Source organism: Halohasta litorea, from assembly GCF_024494645.1.
Classification (GTDB): Archaea; Halobacteriota; Halobacteria; order Halobacteriales; family Haloferacaceae; genus Halohasta; species Halohasta litorea.
Genome location: NZ_JANHDJ010000001.1, coordinates 495394 through 516583, shown reverse-complemented (window position 1 = coordinate 516583; position 21190 = coordinate 495394). Strand labels below are relative to the sequence as shown.

Genomic DNA, 21190 nt, shown 5'->3' with positions numbered 1-21190 from the left:
AAATAGTGCTCCGCTCCTCGAAGGAGTATGCACCTCTCGGAGTCGACGTGGCCCGAGGTCCAGGAGTTGGAGACTGACCTCGCGGTCCTCCCGGTCGGCAGTACCGAACAGCACGGCCCCCACGCACCGCTCGGTACCGACAGGTTCACCGCCGAAGCGGTCGCGGCGGCTGGTGTCGAGGCGTATCGAAACGAGACAGGTGTCGACGTACCGATCGCTCCGGCCATCCCGGTCGGCATCGCCGAAGAACATCGTGCCTTCGATGGGACGCTGTGGGTCTCGCCCGATACCTTCCGGGGCTACGTTCGGGAGACGGTCGCCAGTCTCGCCCACCACGGTTTCGACCGCGTGGTGATCGTCAACGGCCACGGCGGCAACACCGACGCCCTCCGCGAACTCACCGGCGATATTTCCCGTCACGACGACGCCTACGCGGTCGCCTTCACGTGGTTCGACAGCGTCGACAGCGAGCTCCCGATGGGCCACGGCGGGGCCCGCGAGACGGCAGTGCTCCGGCACATTCGGCCGAATCTTATAAATGAAGACGAGTTGGAGGCGGCCAGCAAGGGTGGCAGCGAGGGCTGGGGCGAGTGGGTCGCTGGCGTCAATCTGGCCCACGATTCGGCGGAGTTCACCGACAACGGCGTTGTCGGCGATCCTGCTGCCGGGACGGCTGCTGATGGCGAACGACTGGTCGACGACGCGGCGGCGGCGCTGTGTGAGCTGTTGGGGGCTGTCGACGCGCGGGAGCGGTGATAAGGGTCGGGTACTAATCAACGTTAGAATTATTAACAGTGTTCATTATGTGAAAATATGAGTAGTAAATTTGAGTTGTTTGGAAGAGAACCAACAGAGAGCATCTGGAGGTATACTAGCTTAGCTAAACTTCTAAATATGATTGAAGGACCGAATGAAATGAATCTTATTGCACTCCAGACCAAGGAATTTGAGGATGATTATGAGGGGACTCTTTCAAGAAATGCACTATTAGAGTTGGAAAAAATGATTGTAGATGATTCACAGAACAAATATCTATTTGATTTTGGACCAGTACGCCATAAATACACAGAAAACGTTCGTAATGACATTAGAAGAGACTATTATAGGGGGGCAAGGTCCAAAGTATGGTCTGCATATGACATGATTGAAAGAATGCGTGAAATCACGTTTGCTAACTGTTGGAACATTGGAAATGTTGAAGACTCGAATATGTGGGGTTCTTACACTACCAAAACAGACGGTGTAGTAATTAAATCAAATTTTGAATCTTTTAAGGATAGTATAATATCATCAGAAGGAAAATTGTATGTTGGAGACGTTGAATATATCGATTTTGAAGAGGGCGGTGAAAAAATGAGAAATAAGGCTATAGCCCCATTTTTCTACAAAAAGAAAGAATTTAGAAATGAATCTGAATTTCGTTTCGTTGTCACAGATTATAGCAGAGAAAAATTGAATATAGAAAATAGTATTACGTCTATGCCAGATACGGAGGATCGTGTCCGTAAAATAAAATTAGATACAACGACATTTATTGATGAAATTCGTGTACACTCCCAGTCAGATGATTATCTCAAACGAGTGCTGACTGATTTGTTACAAGACAAAGATGTAGATATTCCGGTGAACGATTCATCATTAAAACCTAACCTTTCCTAATACCCTATCGATGATGTTTCGCGTCGACCCTGCGCTTCGCTTGCGTCGACTGGCACTGCTTTGCTGAGCGGTATATTTTGAAATCAGTCTTCCTTTAGAGACACAGCATAAGATTGTCTGTCCGCTCTCTGGGAGCGAAGGCGACCGAACCACCACTGAGCGATCAATCTCGGTCGAACTCGATGACTGCGTGCTTGATTTCTGCCGGATCTCGACCCATATATAGCTCACCACTAAAAGAGAATTTAAATGCCTCAGAGGGTTCTACCGGGCGATGATAAAGACGTGTAGAATTCGGAATGGGACTGCCGAGAGTCGAACTCAGGTCCTACGGACCCCATCCGCAGAGGATACCACTACCCCACAGTCCCGCACCCGAAACGATGCGAGTGAATCGTTTAAGCCCTTCGTTTCCCAGACCCCGCTCTGTCGTGCGGTTTGCCACTGTATACCACCCACAGCTATCGACCAAACCGTTCACAGAGCGTTTCGTGGGCTCCGATCACCATCGAGGGGACCACGAGCATGAACAGGTGTTCCTCGATGGGGATACCGGCCACTTCGACGCCCGTTCGCAGCGGAATCTCGAAGACACCCGCCTCCAGGGTGTAGCGATCCCAGAGGTAGCCGAGCGGATACAACGCGAGGATCGTCCGGGCGGCCCGCCGCTCGGAGCCGCTCCGTCTGAGCAACACCGCCGCCACCAGCCCCCAGAACAGTTCGGTCGCGAGGTAGGTGTACCGACCCAGAACGGAAATATTGTGGCCCATACACTCAGACTGCAACACAGCCGCAAAAAACTCCGGTCGACTGAGGGTCAGACGCTCGGCGGAAGGGTCGGTAAGACGCTGCCTACTTATACTTCGGGCGCTCGGTCCACAGCGCCGATTCGAAGATCATCTTGTTCGGCGTGGTCGTTCGTGAGTCGCTATCTGATTCGGACGAGTCGATACGTTCCGTAGATTCCATGCTATGTGGTATTACTCCACACACCATTATAAGAATGTGTGTTGATATATCGACAGGTCCTGTGCGTTTAGTAGGCTACCGAAGCGGCTGGAACCACGCCGCGACCACGAGAACGGCCAAAAAGAGGTAAGAGCCACGGATCAGCAGCATCGTCGCGTGCTTCTCGTCGGCAGCTCTGGACACCACGAACACGGCTCCGAAGACCACCGGCGCAAGCACGGCGGTCGGTGGAAACACGCCGAGTGCCGCCAGCAGGACGACTGCAGCCATCCCAACGATCATCAGCCAGTGGGCCAGTCGTCTGGCCCGCTGGCGGCCCAGCACAACGGCCACGGTCCGCTTGTCGATCGATGTGTCGTAGGCGTAGTCGGTAGCGTCGTCGACCGTCTTGATCCCACAGAGAATGGTCGTAAAGACGACCGCGTAGGCAACGACCGGGAGCGTCAGGGTTGTAGTCTGGACGTAGAACCCGCCGAGCAGGGCGATCCCGATCCCCGTCGGATAGCCCGCGGTCGCGCCGACCGGGTGGAGATCCAACTGCGGGGCGTGGAGGTAGCCGATCAGCCATCCCGGCAGCGTCAGCAGGGCTGCAATCGGATCAACCAACACCCCAAGCGCAAGACAGCCCGCAAAGAAGGCCACGGAGGCACCGGCGAGGCCGACCCGACAGCCGCGGGCCGACAGCGGGTGGTCGTCGTCCTCATCGCGGATGTGGAAGTCGACGTAGCCGTCCTTGAGGTGGGCGACGTACAGCGCACAGAACGCCGTCGCCATGTGGAGGGCAGCGAGCGGAACCGTGAAGTCGACCGCGAGCACGGCCCCGAACGCCGAGGCGGCCACCGGCGGCAACATGAAGACGGGGTGTATCTGCGAGCGGAACGCATCGAAGACCGCAGCCGGACCATCCCCGTGACGGGCGAGAGACATATGACTCTCTAACGACAAATTCCGCAAAGAGTGTTCCCCCGCCGCCGACTGAACGTGTGAACGGAAACTCAGACTAATACGCGTTCGAGGTCGAGGACCTCGCCGCTGTCGGCGTCGGGATCGCCGACCATCGTCCCGAGACAGACGGCACTCCCATCGGGCGTGAAGCAGGCGACGAGCGCACCGTCTTCGATCTCGTCGTCGACACCGATCACGCCCGGCGCGTACACCGGCGCGCCGGTGGCGACCTCGCGGGCCGCCGAGGGGGCGATCTCGACGCTCGGTAAGTGGGTCAGCGCGTGCTCGGCGGGCTGGACGATCTCCCGGAGCAATTCCTCGTCGCCCTCGCGGGCGAATTCGAGGGCGTCAGTAAGAGACTGGAGGTTCACCAGCGAGGCATCATCGAAGGGGTCGGTCGCCGTCCGCCGGAGATGGCCCATGTGCGCGCCGGTGCCGAGGGCGAGTCCGAGATCGTGACAGAGTTTGCGGACGTAGGTGCCGCTTTCGCACTGAATCCGAATCAGGGCCTGCCGGTCGGCCAGATCGAGGAGCTCCAGTTGGTGGATCTCCCGGACGCGTAGTCGGCGACTCACGGCGCTCTTCCGGGGTGGTTTCTGGTAGAGGGGTGCCTCGAACTCAGCGAGAACGGATTCGAGGTTCGCGGGAGCCGGGCCGTGGAGTTCGAGCACCGAGACGTACTCCTTGCGGCCCTCCAGGAACACCTGGGCCATCCGGGTGGCATCACCGAGAAGCATCGGGAGGCAGCCGGTAACTTTGGGGTCGAGGGTTCCGGCGTGGGCCGCGCGGTCGACAGTCGGTCCGTCGGGTTCGAGATCTTCGACGGCGTCGTTCGCCAGATCCCGGACCCAGCCAGCGACCTGATGGGCCGAGGGACCGGCGGGCTTGTCGAGGTTGACGACGCCGAAGGAGAGCAGTTCGGCCGCCGAGCGATCGTCGGGTGGAGCGCGAAGCGGGTCAGTCATCGGAAAACGGTCGGCGTGTCATGGTTAGAAATCGTAGACGACGTCTTCGACGGGCGCTTTCCCCTCGTCGGCAGCGGGGTCGTAGGCTTCGACGGCGGTCGCGAGGACCTGCTGCATCGATTCGGGGCCCCAGCGGGCCGTATTGCAGGTGATGTCGTAGATCGTGAGATCGGCGATATCGATGTTGTAATACTCCTTGTACCGGAGTGACTCGCTGTTCTCGCGGCGCGAGGTCTCCTGGCGGGCGACCTCGACCGGTTTGTCTTCGCGGTCGGCGATACGTTCGGCGCGGATCTCACGGGGTGCATCGAGCCAGATCTTGATATCCGCGTGGTCGGCCGCGAGCCAGCCTGCGAGGCGGGATTCAAGCAGGATGTCCTCGCCGTCGACAGCGATATCGCGGAGCCTGCGGTCGAGATCACGGTCGATCTGCTCGTTTTCCTCGGCCAGCTCGTTGAACTCGACAGGGGAATAGCCGCGTTCGTCGGCGAGCTCCCGGAAGATGTCGCCGCCGCTGACGTGATCGAGGTCGAAGCGGTCGGCGAGGGCGGCGGCGTTCGTACTCTTGCCGCTGCCGGGCGGCCCAGAGACGGTTAGTAACATACTGTTCCTCTTGGGGTCCGGCTAAAAGAGATTGTCCTTCGGAATCGCCGTGGGCTGTGGTGGCGTCGCATACCGCAAGCGGCCGACGGAGACGGCGAATCAGGAAAGCTGGGCCGCGATGTCGGCCTCGGTAATAATCCCGACCGTGCTGCCGCCGTCGGTGACCATGACCGCCTTGTAGTGCTCCAGGAGGTTCCGGATCTCGTCGACGGTCGCGTCGGTCGCCACCGTCGGGAACGACTCGCTCATGACCTCGCTGACGGGGTGGTTGCCCACGTCCTCCCCGGCCCGGATCACGTCGCCTTGGCTGATCGAACCGACTGGAATCCCACTCTGCAACACCGGCAGCTGGGAGTAGGCTTCGGCCTCCATCGTCTCGATCGCCTCCCGGACCGAATCGTCGGGTGCGACGCTGATGACGTTCTCGTGCATAAGGTCGGCCGCACGCACGACTTCGCCCTCGGCCTCGTCTAAGGCATTGACGATCCGGCGCAGCGTCGAGAGCCGTGGGTCGACGTCCCCGCCCTCGATGCGAGCGATCAGCGGCTGGGAGACGCCTGCGGCCTCGGCGAGCGAGCTCTGGGTCAGCCCGAGGGCGGTCCGCCGCTCCCGGAGATCCTGTGGCGTCGGCAGTTCCATAGCCGCCTATAACTCAAGGTTATTTGAAAAGCTTTCGTCAGTGGCAGTCGACGGTCAGCGGATCGAGAAACCGGCGGCGTTACTGCCCGTCGTCGTCCTCGTCGGGGTCGGTCTCGATGACGTCGATCACCGACAGCGGGACGTCACGCAGCGCGCCGCCGACCTCGCTTTTGGCGATGCGCGAGGCGTGTTCGACGCTGTCGGCGTTGAAGATATCGATCTCCAACAACAGCCCGACGAGCGCAGTGTCAGCCGCGATAAAGCCGGAGTCGAACGGCTCACCGCAGGCCGGACAGCCGGTAACGCCGACCTCGACGTCGACGTACTCCTTGCCTTTTTCGTTGAGCCGCTTGCCCGCGGAGCTCACCGCAACCCCGATCGCATCGTCGATATCCTCCACATCACGAACCAACCACGCCGCCTCCATCGCAACGAGATAGTTACTCATTACTCGGTCAATGAGCCGGAGGGTTTCGTGTCTTGTGGTTCCGCCGCGCCACGCGGGTCGCTTCCAGGAGGCATGCTACCGCCCTCCAGGAGCCGTGACACCACTCGCCACAAATAGGCGCAAGGCAGCCACTCGTTTCCCATAAGTTATAGCTATCACTCGGGTGGGCCACACCGTTTACGTTCGACCACCGACAGGAGATCCATCTGAGTTGGAGTCGATCCAAACTCAGTTTAATCGCATGACTGCGACGGGGTGGTGGATATCACGGCCCCAGAACGGTTATATATAGGGAGCGCAGCTTGGGAGATACGGTTATGATAGAATCGGTTACGCGACTCACCGTGTTTGCCCTGTACCAGTTTACCGTCATGCTCGGTATCCTCCTGCTGCCGGTCGCGCTGGCGGTCCGTCGGCTCGGGATCCAACTCCCCATCGGCGAGCTGATCGAGCGGCTCGATTCCGCCTACGATCGCACCGCGAACTGAGATCGAACCGGCGACCGGAACTGCGGCTCACAAATAACTAAACCGCTCCTCACCCAACTAGCGGTATGTCTCTCCGGAAGCTACTCGGCTCGGCGCTCGCCGGTGTCGGTGGGATCGTCGCACTCAACCGTCAGCTGCGGTCGCGCGCCGAGGATCTCCCCCCAGCACTCGATGGCCGACAGGAACCCTATCGGTGGCGCGGGATGGATATCGCCTACACTGCGGCTGGCGACCCCGACGATCCAACCCTCGTTTTGCTCCATGGTATCAACGCTGCCGGGTCCAGCGGCGAGTTCCGCGAGATTTTCGGGGCGTTAGCAGACGATTACCACGTCGTTGCCCCGGATCTCCCCGGCTTCGGTCGGTCGGACCGCCCACCGCTCAACTACTCGTCGACCCTCTACACCGAGTTCGTCGAGGACTTCCTCGCGGAGTTCGACTCCCCCGCCGTCGTCGCCTCCTCGCTGACCGCCGCCTACACGCTGGGGGCGCTCACCAAGGGACCGACTGACCACGACGTTAGCGACCTCCTCCTTATCTGTCCAACTGCAATCGCCGGTCCAAAGCCGCCGAAACAGTGGCTCCGCGAACTGATCCGTGCCCCCGTCGTCGGCGAAGCCCTCTTCAATCTCATCGCCTCCAAGCCCTCGATCCGCTACTTCAACGCCGACCACGGCTACTACGATCCGACGAAGGTGACCGAAGACTGGCAGGACTACGAGTGGCAGACCGCCCACCAGCCCAACGCCCGCTTCGCTCCGGCGTCGTTCATCAGCGGCTATTTAAATAGCGACGTCGACCTCGCCGGGGCGATCCGGTCGCTCGACGTGCCAACCACGATCGTCTGGGGCCGGGACGCGGACATCACGCCGCTGTCGGATGGCCGCGAACTCGCCGACGAGGCCGATGCAACGCTTGTCGTCTTCGATCGAGCGCTGCTGTTGCCACACGTCGAGTTCCCCGCGGAGTTCCAGGATGTCGTCGGCGACTGGATCGACGCCGACAGCGAGATACCCGAACGGACACCGAACTGATCAGGCAGGCCGGAAGACGACGAGCCGGTCGTCGGTCGTCTCGCGCGTTTCGACAGTCACACCCACCTCGTCGCCGACAGCGACTGCCTCAAGATCCACGCCACGGACGACGCCGGTGAGTTCGACCGGTCCGAAGTCGACGATTGCGCTTATATACGGCGTGTCGTCGTCGAACGCCGTCGCCCCGACGTGGACGACGGTGTAGGTTTCGACCGTACCGGTCTCGGACAGCGGCTCCCGGCTGAGATCGGTCGCTCCCGAGTGGGGACAGACCCGCCGCGGCGGCAGCGATCCGTGGCCCTCCGGCGATTCGAGATAGAACCCCTCGCCCGCCTCGATGGCGTCGAGCCACTCGTCGTAGGTCGCTACCTCCTCGTCGAGTGTATGGTCCGTCATTGGTCGGCCTCCAGGACGTGCACGACAGCACTGGCGACGGTGCCACCCGCGTTGTGGGCGACGCCGACGGTGGCGTCGTCGACGGCGTCGCTGTTCGGATGATCGCCGCGAAGGAGGCGGGTGATCTCGGCGATCTGACTTCCGCCGGTCGCGCCGACCGGATGTCCTTTCGCTTTTAACCCGCCCGAGAGATTGATCGGCGTCTCGCCGTCGGCGGTCGTCGCCCCCTCGCGGGCCGCTGCGATACCCTCCCCGGGCTCGAAGAGGCCGAGCCCCTCGATGGCGAGCACCTCGGCGATCGTAAAGCAGTCGTGGACCTCCGCGAAGTCGACGTCCGCAGCCGTAATTCCGGCCTCGCCGTAGGCCTCCGCGGCGGCGATTTCGGTCGCTGGCGTCTGGGCCATCTGCTCGCGGTCCTGGAGGGCGAGGTTGTCGCCGCCCTGTCCCGTCCCGGTGATCGATACCGGGGCCTCGATACCGTGATCGTCGGCGTACGCTTCGGAGACCAGCAGGACGGCGCTGGCCCCGTCGGTGATCGGACAGGCGTCGTAGAGGTGGAGGGGTGTGGCAACTGGCGGGCTGTCGAGGGCCTGTTCGACGGTGATCTCCGTCTGGTACTGGGCGAACTCGTTGTCGACCGCGTTGGCATGGTTTTTAACGGCAATATGCGCCAGATCCTCGCGCTCACCGCCGAAGCGGTCGAAGTAGGCCCGCGCCATCAGGGCATACGCACTGGGGAAGGTGACACCGGCCCGAACCTCGTAGAGTTCGTCGGCGGCGATCGCCAGCGCAGCGGTGGCCTTCCCGGTGTCGAGGGTGGTCATTCGTTCCATCCCGCCAGCCAGCACCACATCGGCCTCGCCCGACCGGATCGTCCGAACGGCCTCCCGGACGGCGACGCCCGCCGAGGCACAGGCCTCCTCGTACCGCGTGGCCGGACACGAGAGCCCGGCGGCCTCGGCCATCAGCGGCGCTTGGTGGCCCTGCTGCTCGGCGAGTGCACCCATGAAATTGCCGTAGTTGAGCTGGTCGACATCGCGTCGCTCGACGCCAGCGTCTTCGAAAGCTGCCAGCGCGGCCGAGGCGAACAGCTCACGTCCGGCGCGGTCAGCGTGGGCACCGAACGGCGTCAGCCCGACACCCGCAATGCGGACAGAGGTCATACCGACCCGTTGTACTGAGTGTGGTAAAACTTTGGCTCACCGGTCGACTCCCCTGAAAACACGGCCGACTGGTCGGGCGTTCTGCCGATGGATCCGACGGTAGTAGCCTGTAGCTAACAGGGCCGTAGGTACTGACTACCAGCGGGTTTCAGCCGATATACCGGAGTTCGTCGTCGGGCATGACCTGCTGTTGTTGCTGGGACTGCATCTCTTGGATCTTGCCGACGACCTCCTCCATCTCTTCGGCGCGATCCTCCAGCGAACTGAAGTCGACCTCGAAACCGATGACCTCCTGGAGGACCTCCAGGACGGCTTGGGCGCTTTTGGGATCGACGAGATAGCCGCTGGTCTCGCCCATCAGACAGGTAGCATCCAGTCCGCGACGCTCGCCGAGGCCGAGAAGGAGGCCACTGACGCCGACGATCCCACCGGCCGGTTCGTCGGCACGGAACTCCACGTCGGCGGCTTCGAGCGATTCTTTGAGGTCGGCGTCGGTCACCGCGCCGAGGACGGTGTACTCCTCGACGAGTTCGCCGGTCGGGACGCCGCCGAGCGCGTAGGCCTGCTCGACGCCGAAGGCCTCGGCGACATCGAGGAATGCCGACGTGAGCTTGTAGTGTCCGGCGTTCGTCGAGGCTTGATGGTCGCCGGTCAGTACGAGGAGGTCCGAGGCGTCGCCCGGCGTCTCGATGGCGTGGAATTCGGCGGCGGTGAGGTCGGTGACGCCCTCGTCGTCGACGGTCACCTGTGGCGGGAACTCGTCGGCGTAGACGCGGCGAACGAGCTCGCCGTCGAACTCCTCGACGAGGTGTTCGGCGACGAGCTTGCCGATATGGCCGACGCCCGGCAGTCCTTCGATGAGAACAGGATCGGAGAGAGAAAGTTCTGCGACGTGTTCGATATCGATCTCGTCCATGCCCCTACTGGCGTACGCGCCGCTTAAGAGAGCGTCGGTACTCGCCGTAGGGGTCTTCGGGGCTGAACGGCGCTGGCGCGCTGTTTTCGGTGGGTGCCCCGCAGTCGGGACACGTCTCACCGAGACTATAGACGGGGCGGTCGTGTTCGCCCGCCCAGTCGCTACAGACCCGAATGTCGGATTTCACGGTTACTCGTCGTCTTCACGCCGCTCGCGGTGGTACTCGCCGGAGCCGCCGACGGCTTCGATGGCCTCTTTGGCGCGGGTGGCGCTGGCTTCGAGTTCCTTTTCGGCCGTTTTGTAGTCGGGCGCACGGACCTTGATCCGGTACTCCGGCGAGCCGACATACGACACCGAGAGCTCGATCTCGTTGGGGATCTCGCCGTTGCCCTCGGCGGCCTTCAGCGCCTCCTTGACCGCGTCGACGCCGTCGGCGGACGGACATTCGAGGTCGACGTAGCCGGTGACGTTGACGTACGGGACCGAGACGTTCTCCCGGGCGGTCTCGACGATGGCCTCGATCTCCTCGTCGTCGAGGTCGGCCTCGTCGAGGGCCGCCTCGCCGTGGATCGCCGCCTCCTCGAAGGCGTCGTACAGCGAATCGTACTCCGCGAGCAGGGCGTTGGCGACCGCGCCGTAGGTCTCGTCGTCGACGTCCTCGCCGAGTGCGAGCAGCATCCAGTTGTCGGCCTTCTGCTCGTTTTTCCACTCCTGGATCTTCTCCTTGCGCTGGTGTTCGTTGACGTCCTTGATCGAGAGGTCGATCTGCTCGGAGCCCTCTTTTACGTCGAGGACCTTGGCGACGACGGTCTGTCCCTCGCGGACGTGGTCGCGGACGTTCTTGATCCAGCCGGATGCGACCTCGCTGATGTGGGCGAGCCCGCGTTTGTCTTCGTACTCTTCGAGGTCGACGAAGACCCCGAAATCGGTGATTTCGTCGACTTTACCGACGACGAGGTCGCCCGTCTCGGGCCAGCCACTGTATTTCATTTGCTATGTAAACTCCTTGAATCAGTACCGCGTTATCGAGCTTCGACGGTCTCGACGATCTCGTGGTCGATCTCGGCCATGCCGCCGGTCGGCACGGCGAGGGTGGTGCCGCAGACCGCACAGGAGACGGTCGTCGCGGCCTTGCCGAAGACGATCTGTTCGTTCTCGCAGTCGCCACATTTGACGCGGACGTATGTTCCTGCCATACTTACTCCTGGAAGGTGAGTCGGCCAGCGCGCCATCCTTTCCGGACGTGGGCCTTGCCGCAGTCGCTGCACCGGTAGGTGAGGTTGGTCTTCTTGGTCGGCTTGTCGCCACCGGGCACCTTCGAGAACTTGCCTGCGTTCCCGATGGTGGATTTGGCGCGGCGTCGCTGGCGGTCCTGGACCTTCTTCATCCCCGTCGAGCGGCCCGTGCGGACCTTTTCGACTTCGTGTTCCTGGTGGGAGTCACAGTGCGGACAGTACGTATTCATTCGGCGTGGCATTTCCATAGTGAGATCTACCTTGGCGGTGGTTTGGTATGGGCCGTTAAAACCCGTTTGGTTCGGGTCTGTCGCCTGCGGCCGATTTCGTGGGATACAGTGGCATACAACCGGCGGGCGCAGGCCGGTTGCAGCCACCCGTTCCGAAGCCATTAAACGCCGACCAGTCGAACGAGGAATCATGCAGCAGCTCATCGTCAACGGGGACCCCGGCATCCGGAAGGGTGCGATCATCAACTACGATGGGGAACAGCAGGTCTGTTTCGGCATCCAGCGCCAGGGCGACTGGCACGGACCCGACGAGGTCCAGCTGTGGTGTACGATCGGCACCGAGGACGAACACGAAACCTACGAGAAACGCGAGTACGTCCCCCACTGGCTGGAGGTCGACACGATCGACGCCGACGCCCTCGACGTCGTCAAGGCCCGCAGCAAACTCTCGGTCTGATTGGGCTAGCGTTTCTCAGTTCAGTCTGCGAGCGGCCGTCTTTTTAAGAACAGTACCCCACCGAGTCAGAACACCGCCATCAGTACGGCCAACGATACGGAACTCCCGAGTACCAGCGACAGCAACACGACGACGATCGGCCGGAGGCCGGTGTTTCGGAGCTTCCCGAGATGGATCTCGCTGCCGAGTCCAACGAAGGCCATGCTGAACAGCCAGCTGTAGGCGGTGTCGATCGCCGCGAGCTGTGTCGGCGAAAACAGGCTGAGACTCGCAAACACGGCGAGGGCGAGAAACCCGAATATGAACGTCGGGAACTCCTCGTAGAGCGTCCGCGCCGAGAGTCGACCGTCGGTTTCGGTTCGCGCGTAGGAGGCCGCATAGGCGATCACGACGAAGCCGATCAACGCGTTTCGAGTGAGTTTCGTCAGCGTCGCCCACTGTCCGGCCACCTCCGAGTAGCTCACGCCCACGGCGACGACCGGCCCTGTCGAGAACATACTGACACCAGTCCAGATGCCGAAGACGACATCCGAGAGCCCGAGCAGTTCGCCAGCGGTCGGGTAGACGACGAGCGTGACGGCATCGAACAGCAGCACCGTCGCCGCCGCATACGCGATCTGGTCTTCCCGTGCGCGGACCGCCCCGGCCACCGCGACGACTGCCGATACCCCGCAGATCCCAGCCCCCGCCGCGAGCAGCGAGCCGAGTTTCTCGTCGAGACCGAACGCATGCCGTGAGAGCAGCTCGACGACGCCGATGGTGAGCCCAGCGACTGAGACGACGACTACCAGGACGACGATACCGGCCTCACGAACCGTCTCAAGCGTGAGCGACGCACCCATCAGCACGATTCCACCGGCGAGCCAGAGGTCGTGTGTCGCAAGTCCCGGCGCGTATCGGTCCGGAACACCGGGACCGTTCACCAGGATGGCTCCGAGTCCGATTGCCACAAGCAGCGAGGGAACACCGGAGATCGATGCAATCGCTCGTGCAAGTATCGCCCCGACACAGAGCAGCCCAACACCCGGAAGCAGTCGAAGCAGCCGTACGAACCGCATTATGTCCCCGGTCTGGGCCTTGAGACCAGCGGTTCAACACCGTGGTGCCAGCCACGTCCAGGAGGGATTCGTCGTGACCGGACGCCAACAGCGCGAGACCACCAGTGATCGGTCGACATCTATTTCGGCTCTCGCTCGGCGTCAGTAATGGGTATCGATTGTGTCGTCGAGATGCGCCAACAGTACGCTCGTGGGAGGCAGTGACTCGGTCGAAACTGCCATACTGCGGTTGAATCATAACCCTTAACCGTAACTGTGGCATTCGCTTTGATAGCGGGATGGGATAGCCAGGAGATTCCGCCGGGCTCATAACCCGGAGATCGGTAGTTCAAATCTACTTCCCGCTATATTTCTCGGACTCACACCATATCGCCGAGTCTTGGCTCGGCGAACGTACGTGAGTCCGTGTAGATTGCTTCGGAATAGGTTTGAAGTAGACAACGAGGGAGCGAAGCGACCGAAGTTGGCGTAGTTGAAATCTACTTCCAGCTACTCCAACAGGTCGTTTTTAGCGGTACTCTACCTCTCAGATAGCTTTGTGTGTATCCGAGTTGCGTCGAGAGAACCGAATAGAGGGATATGTTTCGACGATTCGGTTTCAGAACTCGTAGTTCGACTTCGATCCCAGATCATCGGCGTCGGTTTCGATCCCACCGGTTCCGACGAACTCGTAGTCGTCGTCGACCAGATACACTGCGCCGTCGTCGACGCCGACCGCCAGCTCATTTAAAAATGCCCCCTCACACGGGCCGAACGTGCAGCGGCCGCTGTCGGCCTCGAAATACGCGCCGTGGTTAGTACAGATGACTTCGCCGTCTCGCATCTCTGCCCCCGATCCCTTGTCGAGTTTGATATGGGTGAAGTGTTGGCAGTAGTTGAGCCAACTCACGACACCCTCGTCGTCGTGGAGCAGGATCGCCTCCTTCACTTCGTCGCCATCGTCGACCGGTTGCACGCGGAACAGAAAGGTCGTCTCTTCGGGCACATCGTCGATCGATGTGATCCGACTCGCGGAACTCATTGTCGGTGACAGTCGACTGTGAGCCTTTAACGATGTGTTTTCCCACAGCAGGCCACCGGTGTCGAAGAGCTACATCGCAACCGGCACGAGAGTGAAAAAGAGGTACGACAGCCCCAGCGCCACCGTCGGGCCGATAATCCACATCGAGAGGTATTTCGCGATCGCCCGCGGCCGGAACAGCTCGCCAGCGTCCAGCGTCGCCTGCGCCTCGGGTTGGCCGATCTCGCGGACTGGTGTATCGGGTTCGGCGGTTAGCGCCCCGGTGGCGATCTCGGCGTCGACATCCCCATGGATAGCCTCGCCCACGGTGATCGGCCGCGTTGCCCGTCCCCACCCGAGGCCGACGATGGTCATCACCATCCCCATCACGAGGCTGATCGGGATACCGATCGACGAGAGGAAAGTGGTGATCGTCGCGGCGACGAGCATGACGATCAGCGCCGCCAAAAGCGGGATATCGCTGAGTTCGGTGCCGACCGACTGCATGGTCCGCCGGGCGATCGTGAACCCACCGACTCCGATCGCAGCCGTCGCCAGCAGGATGGCGGGGTTCGCATCGAGCGCGCCGCTGCTGACCAGTGGCGCGACCGCGTTCGGGACGTTGCTCGCGCCCGCGCTGAACGACATATAACAGCCGATGGCGAGCACCCCGAGCGTGCTGGCCAGCTCGCGGCCGGTCGTGTTCGAGCCGAGCGAGACGGTCGGGCGTAGGCCGCGTCGACCCACCGACAGGAGCGGACCGGGAGTCGTGCTGACGTCGATTCGAGCATCGAGAGCCGGATAGAAGTAGCGACCGATGACGCCCCCGATCCAGAAGCCGATGACGGGCGTGACGAACCACCACGAGACGATCTCGCCCATCGTCGCGTAGTTGAGCGTGTCGGTCGCCACCCCGAGCCCGGCGATCGCGCTGACGGTCGTCATCGAGGTGGGGATGGGGACGCCAAAGATGTTGGCGATCAGGATTCCGAGGCCGATGAAAAACAGGACGGCGACGCCAGCAGGCAGCGAGATTTCGATGGTGATGATGTCGCCGCTGAGCGTCTCGATGACGTTGCGGCCGACCGTCCACCCCCCTAAAAAGACGAAGCCGACCATCAGCCCGGCGGCGGTCACTTTGCGGAGGACGCCCGCCCCGACCGCGGGTCCCCACGCGATGCCGGTCGACGAGCCGCCGATGTTGAACCCGACGAACAGCGAGGCGAGGATCCCTGCGGTCAGTGCCGTGACGACCATAGAAGCACGACGACGACGGGCCGCAAGTAGCTAGTGGCGGCTGCGTGATTGGTCTGCGAGCGGCGAGTCTGTAGTGGGCTTATGAACGGCAGTCGACTACCACTCAGCCGGAAGCCATTTATACGTCCGCCACAGGACGGCGAGACCGAGCAAAAACATGAACGCGGAAATCCCTGCTTCGACGGTGTCCCCACTGCTGAGCCAGCTTCGGCCCGTCTCGACGAGCATCACGTATCCGTCATCGGTGTCGACGATTCGATTCGCATCGGTGAGCGGCTGATCCGTCTGCAGCCAGCCGAGCGCCAGCCCGAGCCGGGCACGGACTGAGAGTTGCTCCGGAGAGACCGCAACCGACTCGACGACGGTTTCGGGGTCGACCGGCTCCAAGCTGAGCGACTCGGGGAACGGCTCCCCGGCAGCAGTACGGCGGTAGTAGACTGTGTCTTCGGCCCCCGGATGGTACGCGTACCGTGTTTCGATCTCGACTCTCGGATCTACCAGTTCGATTTCGAGAGTCCCCTGCTGTATGTGGGTTCGTTCGTAGGAACACCCCGCAGAAGGACGCCAACCGGTGCAGGCAACTCCATCGATTGGGTCGCCCCGCAGCGACGTATCAGCAACACCAATGGTCCTGTCGTCGACCGTAACCGGTTCCACGGCATACGTGTGAGCGGACATATCGAGATTGAGAACCGGCAGGTACAGCGGGTTTAAAACCAAGAGAAGCGCAACTAGCACGGCAACACCGATGCGCTGTCGTTGGGTCGGTGGCCAGATCGATGAACGCAAACCCATATATCGAAACGTGTTTCGCAACTGTATAATTATTCAGGAAATCAACCGCCTTTCGGTCGACGACTGGTCAGTCGTAGTACGCCGACTCGACGCGGGCATCGAACAACCGCGACAACAGCGTCGTCACCGGCCCAGCGGCTGTCCCTGTCGACCCATCGTCCGCCTCACTAACAGAGAGCCCGTCGACGGTCTCGACCGGCCTGAGTTCCCACGTCGAATTCGTCAGAAACACCTCATCGGCACTCCGGATCTCCTCAGGGGAATACTGGCCCTCCTCGACCGGAATCCCCTCTTCGCGTGCCAGTTCAAGAACCACGCGCCGGGTGATCCCCGGCAGCACCGGCCCGTCGAGACTCGGCGTTCGGAGGGCATTATCGCGGACGAAAAACAGGTTGCTCGTCGCCCCCTCGGTGACGTGGCCCTCGGCGTCGACCAGCAGGGCCTCGTCGGCCCCCGTCACTCGGAGTTCGAGCCGGGCGAGGATACCGTTGAGATAGTTGTGGGTCTTCGCGCGGGCGGGAATCGAGGCATCGGGGATGCGCTTGGTTTTGACCGTCTGGAGCGTTGCCGGGCCGTCCCAGACTGGCTGGCTCCCCTGTCCGCCTCGCGGCAGTTCACTGACGATGACGACGACGGTGGGGTCGACCGCCTCGTCGGGCGTTAGTTTCCCCGGCTGGACGCCACGAGTGATCGACAGGCGGATGTAGGCCTCCTGGAGGGTGTTCGCCGCAAGCGTCTCGTCGACGCGCTCTCGTAGGTCGCCGTCGCTCAGTCCATGGTCCAACCCGAGTACCTCGCAAGTCTCTGCGAGCCTGTCCATATGGGCCTCCCACTCGAATACATCGCCGCCGTAGGCGCGCATCGTCTCGAAAGCCGCATCGCCGTATAAAAAGCCGCGATCACGGACGTTCACCGTCGCCTCGTCGGCCGCCACGAGGTCGCCGTCGACGTGATACACAGGCTCCTCAGTCATCCTCGACCTCCGCACACCGCAGAACGAAGTTGCCGACCATTCGCTTGCCGTCGTCGGTCAGGATGCTCTCGGGGTGGAACTGGACGCCGAAGTGAGGTTTACTGCGGTGGCGAACGCCCATAACGACCTCACGTTCGTCGGTCGTGTGGGCGGTCTCGACCAGTTCGTCGGGGAGGTCGGCGCGGTCGACACACAACGAGTGATACCGGCCGACTCGAAGGCGCTCGGGGAGGCCTTTAAATAGTCCCTCGCCGTCGTGGCTGATCTCCGATGGCTTGCCGTGGACGACATCCGGCGCGTGGCCCACCGGCGCACCCAGGGCGGCACACATCGCCTGATGGCCGAGGCAGACGCCGAAGATCGGCCGGTCGAGTTCGAAGACGTCCATCGAGACGCCCGCCGACTGCGGGGTTCCAGGACCCGGCGAGAGGACGATCCCGTCGGGGTCGAGCCGCCGAATCGACGCGAGGTCGATCGCATCATTGCGACGAACCGCCACCGCACCAGCAAATTCGCCGACGTACTGGACGAGGTTGTAGACGAACGAGTCGTAGTTGTCGACCACGAGAATCCGGGGGCCGCCGTCGACGTTCCCGGCGACGACGCCCTCGCCGGTCCGCGGCTCGGCTTCGGCGGCGGTCATTCCGCGGCCTCCTGGATGGTCATCTGACCGGCATCCAACGCCTCGTCGATGGCCGTCACAAGGGCCTGGCCCTTCGCCATCGTTTCGTCGTACTCGGCGTCGGGCTCGGAATCGTGGACGATCCCCGCCCCAACCCGGAGCCGATACCGGTCGTCGTGCCGCGTGAGGGTCCGAATAATTATATTGAGCGTCGCCCGGCCGTCGAAGCCGAAGATCCCCATGCTCCCGGTGTAGGGGCCGCGCTGAGTCGGCTCCAACTCGTCGATGATCTCCATCGTTCGGGGTTTCGGCGCGCCGGTGATCGTCCCGCCAGGGAAGACCGCAGCGATGGCGTCGGCCAGCGAGCGATCCTCGCGGAGTTCGCCGTTGATACGCGAGACGAGATGCATCACCTCCGAGTAGCGGTCGACACGCCGGTACTCGCCCACCTCGACGGTGCCGAAGGCGCTGACCTTGCCGAGGTCGTTGCGTTCGAGGTCGACCAACATCGCGTGTTCGGCCCGTTCTTTTGCGTTGCTCAGCAAATCGGCCTCAAAAGCGTCGTCGGCCTCCGGAGTAGCGCCACGGGGTCGCGTGCCAGCGATCGGTTCGGTGAGCAGTTTGTCGCCCTCGCGCTCTAAGAGGAGTTCCGGGCTCGCACTGACGAGATCGAGCCCGCTCCATCGATCCTCGCCGCGGCCCGAGAACTCCAGGAGGCCCGAATAGGGTGCGGGGTTGACCCGCCGGAGGGCGTCGTAGGCCTCAACCGGGTGGACGGCCGCCGGAGCCGTCAAACACTGCGAGAGGTTCGCCTGAAACGTATCGCCGTCACGGATATACCGTTTGATCTGCCGAACACGGTCTGCGAACGCCGCCCGGCCACACTCGCTTTCGAACGCGGCGGCGGCCGACTCGACCGGTGGCTCACCCACGTCGGGATCACCAGCCGCGGCAGCGGTCGCAAGCGCCGTCGCCCGATCGACTGCCCGGTCGTAGATCGCATCCAGTTCGGACTCCGCAAACCCTTCCGAATCGGGGAGTTTCGGACAGCAGGTGACGTGGAGCCGAACCGGCTCCTCGTGGGGGGCTTCCCATGCGGCCACACAGTCGAAGACACCGACCTGGAGTCTGGGGAGTCGGCGGTCGGCGGCCGCGTCGCCGGGCAGCGTCTCTAGCTCTCTGGCGATATCGTAGGAGAGCCAGCCGAAGGCGCCACAGGGGTAGGGAACCGAACAGGGACCGCGGACCAGCGTCTCCCCCGAGAGTAGCCCATCGAGAGCCGCCAGCGACGGGGTCTCACGCCGGTAGTTGCCCATCGCGTTCGTCGCGGTGGTGGCCTCACGGTTGGCGACGGCGGCGTCGGGGGAGACCGTGAGTCGGTCGACCGGCTCGGTCGCAAAATATCCCCAGCCGGACTGGCCGCCGGTGGTCTCCAGGAAGACGCCGCCGGGGCCCTTGCGGGCGCGGCGGTAGGAGGTAAAGGGGTCCCGAATGTCGGTTCGAACCTCGATGGGGACGCGTGCGCCCGGTGGCGCGTCGGCAGCCACCGACCGAAAGGTGGGCCGGTCGGTGACAACGGTCGGCGTTGACATACGAAACGGGAGTCACCCCCTGCGGGTAACAGTTTCGCGTTCCCCTGAAGGGCCGCGAGTAAGGCCCTACTGGGCTTCGGCGCGGTCGATCCAGTCGGCGACGATCTTGGGCGAGACGTCGATCGCCTCGCCGAGTTCCTCGGCGTCGGCTGCGGCGAGCGCCGATACCGATTCGATCCCGGCATCACCGAGGCGGTCGGAGTAGGCTGGCCCGATGCCCTTGATCGTCTCGACCGAGGCCTCGGCATCCGGCTCCGACTCGTCGTGGTCGTCGACCGAGTCCTCGGCATCCGGCTCCGACTCGTCGTGGTCGTCGACCGAGTCCTCGGCATCGTCGATGCTGCCGGTCGGCGGTCCGGTTGCCTCGCCGGGTTCGGCGGCGTCGTCGGGGTCGGTCCCGTCGCTGTCGACCAACGAGTCGGTCGAGGCTGTCGCGTCAGTGCCAGCGGCGACAGCGTCCTCGGAATCGCTCGACGGTTCGGCCTCGTCGATAACGTCCTCGACATCCTCGTCGTCGGCATCGGCTGGAGGGGCGGCAGCTTCGCTCGGTTCGGCGGCAGTTTCGGGGTCGTCGGCCGCCGACTCGGTCATCGAGCCGGTTGAGGCCGTCGCGTCGGTGCCAGCAGCGACCGGCTCGTCAGCGTCGGTCGATTCGCTATCGGAGGGTGGAGATGCTTCGGTGTCCTCCGAGGCGGGTTCGCTGGCCTCGCGTTCGACCGTCACGGACGTATCCGTCCGCTGATCCTCTCTATCGCGGCCGCCTCCGATACCGAGAATCGACTTCAATTTGTTCAACAGGGCCATTGGGTGTAGCTACATGACGACTGTATTTAAACGTTACAAGCGACCTATAACGTGCCAGGACGCTGGTAGTCAGTGGCTACTCAGAGGAGTCGAGGGCCTCCCGTAGCGCACGGTTCATCACCTCGACTGGGGCCTCGCGGTCGGTCCACTGCTCGAAAGCCTCGACGCCCTGAAACAGCAGCATCCACGCGCCGTCGATGGTGGTCGCTCCGGTCTCACGTGCCTCCTGGAGCAGGCGCGTTTCGAGGGGGGCATACACGGCATCAAGCACCGTGAGATCGCTGTGGAGACAGTCTGCGGGAACGGGCGTCTCGTCGGATTCCATGCCGACGCTCGTGGCGTTGACGAGGATCGATGCGTCGCCGATCTGTGAATCGAGCGTATCGAGGCTCCCGCCGGTGCCGTCGGAGACGTCCGAGGCCAGCTCGATCGCCCGGTCGACGGTTCGGTTGGCGATGTGGACTTCGGCTCCAGCATCCGACAGCGCGAAGGCGGCCGCCCGGCCAGCCCCGCCTGCGCCGACGACGACGGCTTTTCGACCGGTGAGGTCGACGTCGTGATGTTCGAAGGCTCGCGTGACGCCCGCAGCGTCCGTATTGTAGCCGCGTGGTGCGCCCTCGCCGAACTCGATCGTGTTGACCGCGCCGATGCGTTCGGCGAGCCCGTCCGGCTCGACCAGCTCCAGTACGTCCTGTTTAAACGGGATCGTGACGTTGAGCCCGGCGATTCCCAGCGTTTGTGCGCCGCCGATTGCCTGTCTGATCTCATCGACCGGCGGCTCGAAGGCGACATAGGAGGCCTCGATCCCGAGTTCCTCGTAGGCCGCCTCGTGCATCGGTGGCGACACCGAGTGGCCGACCGGATTGCCGACCAGTCCATATACGTCCATAGACGTTTGTTAGCCGGTTCGTTCTTAAATATCCGGAGTCGACGCCGTCGCCG

General features: G+C 62.7%; 27 protein-coding genes and 2 tRNA genes. 6 read left to right on the top strand and 23 right to left on the bottom strand.

Annotated features, from left to right (window positions below; all coding sequences use genetic code 11):
* The first annotated feature begins 27 nt into the window (after nt 1-27).
* Nucleotides 28-756 carry a creatininase family protein gene (locus tag NO877_RS02730; RefSeq protein ID WP_256394756.1) on the top strand — a complete coding sequence of 243 codons (729 nt, stop codon included), beginning with the start codon at nt 28-30 and terminating at the stop codon, nt 754-756.
* 57 nt (nt 757-813) lie between these two features.
* The gene (locus NO877_RS02725) at nt 814-1659 is read left to right on the top strand and encodes a hypothetical protein (RefSeq protein ID WP_256394755.1); all 846 of its coding nucleotides are present in this window, start codon (nt 814-816) and stop codon (nt 1657-1659) included.
* A 300-nt stretch (nt 1660-1959) separates the two neighbouring features.
* Here the strand turns inward: NO877_RS02725 and NO877_RS02720 are convergent.
* From NO877_RS02720 to NO877_RS02690, 7 genes are all read right to left on the bottom strand, one after another.
* Nucleotides 1960-2030, bottom strand: a tRNA-Pro gene (locus NO877_RS02720).
* Nucleotides 2031-2120: 90 nt separating this feature from the next.
* The gene (locus NO877_RS02715) at nt 2121-2429 is read right to left on the bottom strand and encodes a lycopene cyclase domain-containing protein (RefSeq protein WP_321169422.1); all 309 of its coding nucleotides are present in this window, start codon (nt 2427-2429) and stop codon (nt 2121-2123) included.
* Between the two features lie 274 nt (nt 2430-2703).
* The gene (locus NO877_RS02710; protein ID WP_256394754.1) at nt 2704-3555 is read right to left on the bottom strand and encodes a UbiA family prenyltransferase; all 852 of its coding nucleotides are present in this window, start codon (nt 3553-3555) and stop codon (nt 2704-2706) included.
* A 68-nt stretch (nt 3556-3623) separates the two neighbouring features.
* Nucleotides 3624-4538 carry an RNA-guided pseudouridylation complex pseudouridine synthase subunit Cbf5 gene (locus tag NO877_RS02705; RefSeq protein WP_256394753.1) on the bottom strand — a complete coding sequence of 305 codons (915 nt, stop codon included), beginning with the start codon at nt 4536-4538 and terminating at the stop codon, nt 3624-3626.
* Between the two features lie 24 nt (nt 4539-4562).
* A complete protein-coding gene (gene cmk, locus NO877_RS02700; RefSeq protein WP_256394752.1) occupies nt 4563-5141 on the bottom strand; it encodes a (d)CMP kinase in 579 nt (192 codons plus the stop codon).
* 99 nt (nt 5142-5240) lie between these two features.
* The gene (locus tag NO877_RS02695; protein WP_256394751.1) at nt 5241-5780 is read right to left on the bottom strand and encodes a CBS domain-containing protein; all 540 of its coding nucleotides are present in this window, start codon (nt 5778-5780) and stop codon (nt 5241-5243) included.
* A gap of 79 nt (nt 5781-5859) precedes the next feature.
* Nucleotides 5860-6228 carry a DUF555 domain-containing protein gene (locus tag NO877_RS02690; protein ID WP_256394750.1) on the bottom strand — a complete coding sequence of 123 codons (369 nt, stop codon included), beginning with the start codon at nt 6226-6228 and terminating at the stop codon, nt 5860-5862.
* 317 nt (nt 6229-6545) lie between these two features.
* On the opposite strand from NO877_RS02690, the gene NO877_RS02685 reads away from it, so the two are divergent.
* Complete coding sequence (locus NO877_RS02685) at nt 6546-6716, top strand: hypothetical protein (RefSeq protein ID WP_256394749.1); 171 nt, start codon at nt 6546-6548, stop codon at nt 6714-6716.
* 65 nt (nt 6717-6781) lie between these two features.
* Nucleotides 6782-7750, top strand: a complete 969-nt coding sequence (locus tag NO877_RS02680; RefSeq protein WP_256394748.1) for an alpha/beta fold hydrolase — start codon at nt 6782-6784, stop codon at nt 7748-7750.
* Here NO877_RS02680 and NO877_RS02675 read toward each other — a convergent pair whose 3' ends face one another.
* The 7 genes from NO877_RS02675 to NO877_RS02645 form a co-directional block, all read right to left on the bottom strand.
* Complete coding sequence (locus NO877_RS02675) at nt 7751-8146, bottom strand: Zn-ribbon domain-containing OB-fold protein (RefSeq protein ID WP_256394747.1); 396 nt, start codon at nt 8144-8146, stop codon at nt 7751-7753.
* Nucleotides 8143-9309 carry a thiolase domain-containing protein gene (locus NO877_RS02670; RefSeq protein WP_256394746.1) on the bottom strand — a complete coding sequence of 389 codons (1167 nt, stop codon included), beginning with the start codon at nt 9307-9309 and terminating at the stop codon, nt 8143-8145. Before NO877_RS02670 ends, NO877_RS02675 begins: the two co-directional genes overlap by 4 nt.
* Nucleotides 9310-9457: 148 nt before the next feature.
* Nucleotides 9458-10225 carry a proteasome assembly chaperone family protein gene (locus NO877_RS02665; RefSeq protein WP_256394745.1) on the bottom strand — a complete coding sequence of 256 codons (768 nt, stop codon included), beginning with the start codon at nt 10223-10225 and terminating at the stop codon, nt 9458-9460.
* A 4-nt stretch (nt 10226-10229) separates the two neighbouring features.
* Nucleotides 10230-10412 carry an RNA-protein complex protein Nop10 gene (locus NO877_RS02660; RefSeq protein WP_256394744.1) on the bottom strand — a complete coding sequence of 61 codons (183 nt, stop codon included), beginning with the start codon at nt 10410-10412 and terminating at the stop codon, nt 10230-10232.
* Nucleotides 10413-10414: 2 nt separating this feature from the next.
* Nucleotides 10415-11215 carry a translation initiation factor IF-2 subunit alpha gene (locus NO877_RS02655; RefSeq protein ID WP_256394743.1) on the bottom strand — a complete coding sequence of 267 codons (801 nt, stop codon included), beginning with the start codon at nt 11213-11215 and terminating at the stop codon, nt 10415-10417.
* A 32-nt stretch (nt 11216-11247) separates the two neighbouring features.
* Nucleotides 11248-11421: a 30S ribosomal protein S27e gene (locus NO877_RS02650; RefSeq protein WP_253738046.1), complete on the bottom strand. Its 174-nt coding sequence runs from the start codon at nt 11419-11421 to the stop codon at nt 11248-11250.
* 2 nt (nt 11422-11423) lie between these two features.
* Nucleotides 11424-11708 (bottom strand): 50S ribosomal protein L44e, encoded by a 285-nt coding sequence (locus NO877_RS02645; protein ID WP_256394742.1) that lies wholly within the window; start codon nt 11706-11708, stop codon nt 11424-11426.
* Between the two features lie 172 nt (nt 11709-11880).
* Here NO877_RS02645 and NO877_RS02640 point away from each other — a divergent pair, with 172 nt between their 5' ends.
* Nucleotides 11881-12147, top strand: coding sequence for an HAH_0734 family protein (locus NO877_RS02640; protein WP_256394741.1), 267 nt, complete (start codon nt 11881-11883; stop codon nt 12145-12147).
* A gap of 65 nt (nt 12148-12212) precedes the next feature.
* Here the strand turns inward: NO877_RS02640 and NO877_RS02635 are convergent, their stop codons facing one another.
* A complete protein-coding gene (locus tag NO877_RS02635; RefSeq protein WP_256394740.1) occupies nt 12213-13205 on the bottom strand; it encodes a YeiH family protein in 993 nt (330 codons plus the stop codon).
* Nucleotides 13206-13477: 272 nt separating this feature from the next.
* Here NO877_RS02635 and NO877_RS02630 point away from each other — a divergent pair.
* A tRNA-Met gene (locus tag NO877_RS02630) sits at nt 13478-13552 on the top strand.
* Between the two features lie 251 nt (nt 13553-13803).
* Here the strand turns inward: NO877_RS02630 and NO877_RS02625 are convergent.
* The 8 genes from NO877_RS02625 to NO877_RS02590 all read right to left on the bottom strand — a co-directional run bounded on the left by NO877_RS02625 (nt 13804) and on the right by NO877_RS02590 (nt 21137).
* Nucleotides 13804-14226: a Rieske (2Fe-2S) protein gene (locus NO877_RS02625; RefSeq protein ID WP_256394739.1), complete on the bottom strand. Its 423-nt coding sequence runs from the start codon at nt 14224-14226 to the stop codon at nt 13804-13806.
* 69 nt (nt 14227-14295) lie between these two features.
* The gene (locus tag NO877_RS02620) at nt 14296-15462 is read right to left on the bottom strand and encodes an inorganic phosphate transporter (RefSeq protein WP_256394738.1); all 1167 of its coding nucleotides are present in this window, start codon (nt 15460-15462) and stop codon (nt 14296-14298) included.
* A 96-nt stretch (nt 15463-15558) separates the two neighbouring features.
* On the bottom strand, nt 15559-16257 hold the full coding sequence (locus tag NO877_RS02615; RefSeq protein WP_256394737.1) for a hypothetical protein: 699 nt from the start codon (nt 16255-16257) through the stop codon (nt 15559-15561).
* Nucleotides 16258-16324: 67 nt separating this feature from the next.
* On the bottom strand, nt 16325-17230 hold the full coding sequence (locus tag NO877_RS02610; RefSeq protein ID WP_256394736.1) for an aminotransferase class IV: 906 nt from the start codon (nt 17228-17230) through the stop codon (nt 16325-16327).
* Nucleotides 17223-17873 (bottom strand): anthranilate synthase component II, encoded by a 651-nt coding sequence (locus tag NO877_RS02605; RefSeq protein WP_256394735.1) that lies wholly within the window; start codon nt 17871-17873, stop codon nt 17223-17225. Before NO877_RS02605 ends, NO877_RS02610 begins: the two co-directional genes overlap by 8 nt.
* Nucleotides 17870-19444, bottom strand: coding sequence for an anthranilate synthase component I family protein (locus tag NO877_RS02600; RefSeq protein ID WP_256394734.1), 1575 nt, complete (start codon nt 19442-19444; stop codon nt 17870-17872). The genes NO877_RS02605 and NO877_RS02600 overlap by 4 nt, the downstream gene beginning before the upstream one ends.
* 66 nt (nt 19445-19510) lie before the next feature.
* Nucleotides 19511-20248, bottom strand: coding sequence for a helix-hairpin-helix domain-containing protein (locus NO877_RS02595; protein WP_256394733.1), 738 nt, complete (start codon nt 20246-20248; stop codon nt 19511-19513).
* A gap of 76 nt (nt 20249-20324) precedes the next feature.
* Nucleotides 20325-21137, bottom strand: coding sequence for a shikimate dehydrogenase (locus tag NO877_RS02590; RefSeq protein WP_256394732.1), 813 nt, complete (start codon nt 21135-21137; stop codon nt 20325-20327).
* Between the last annotated feature and the right edge of the window lie 53 nt (nt 21138-21190).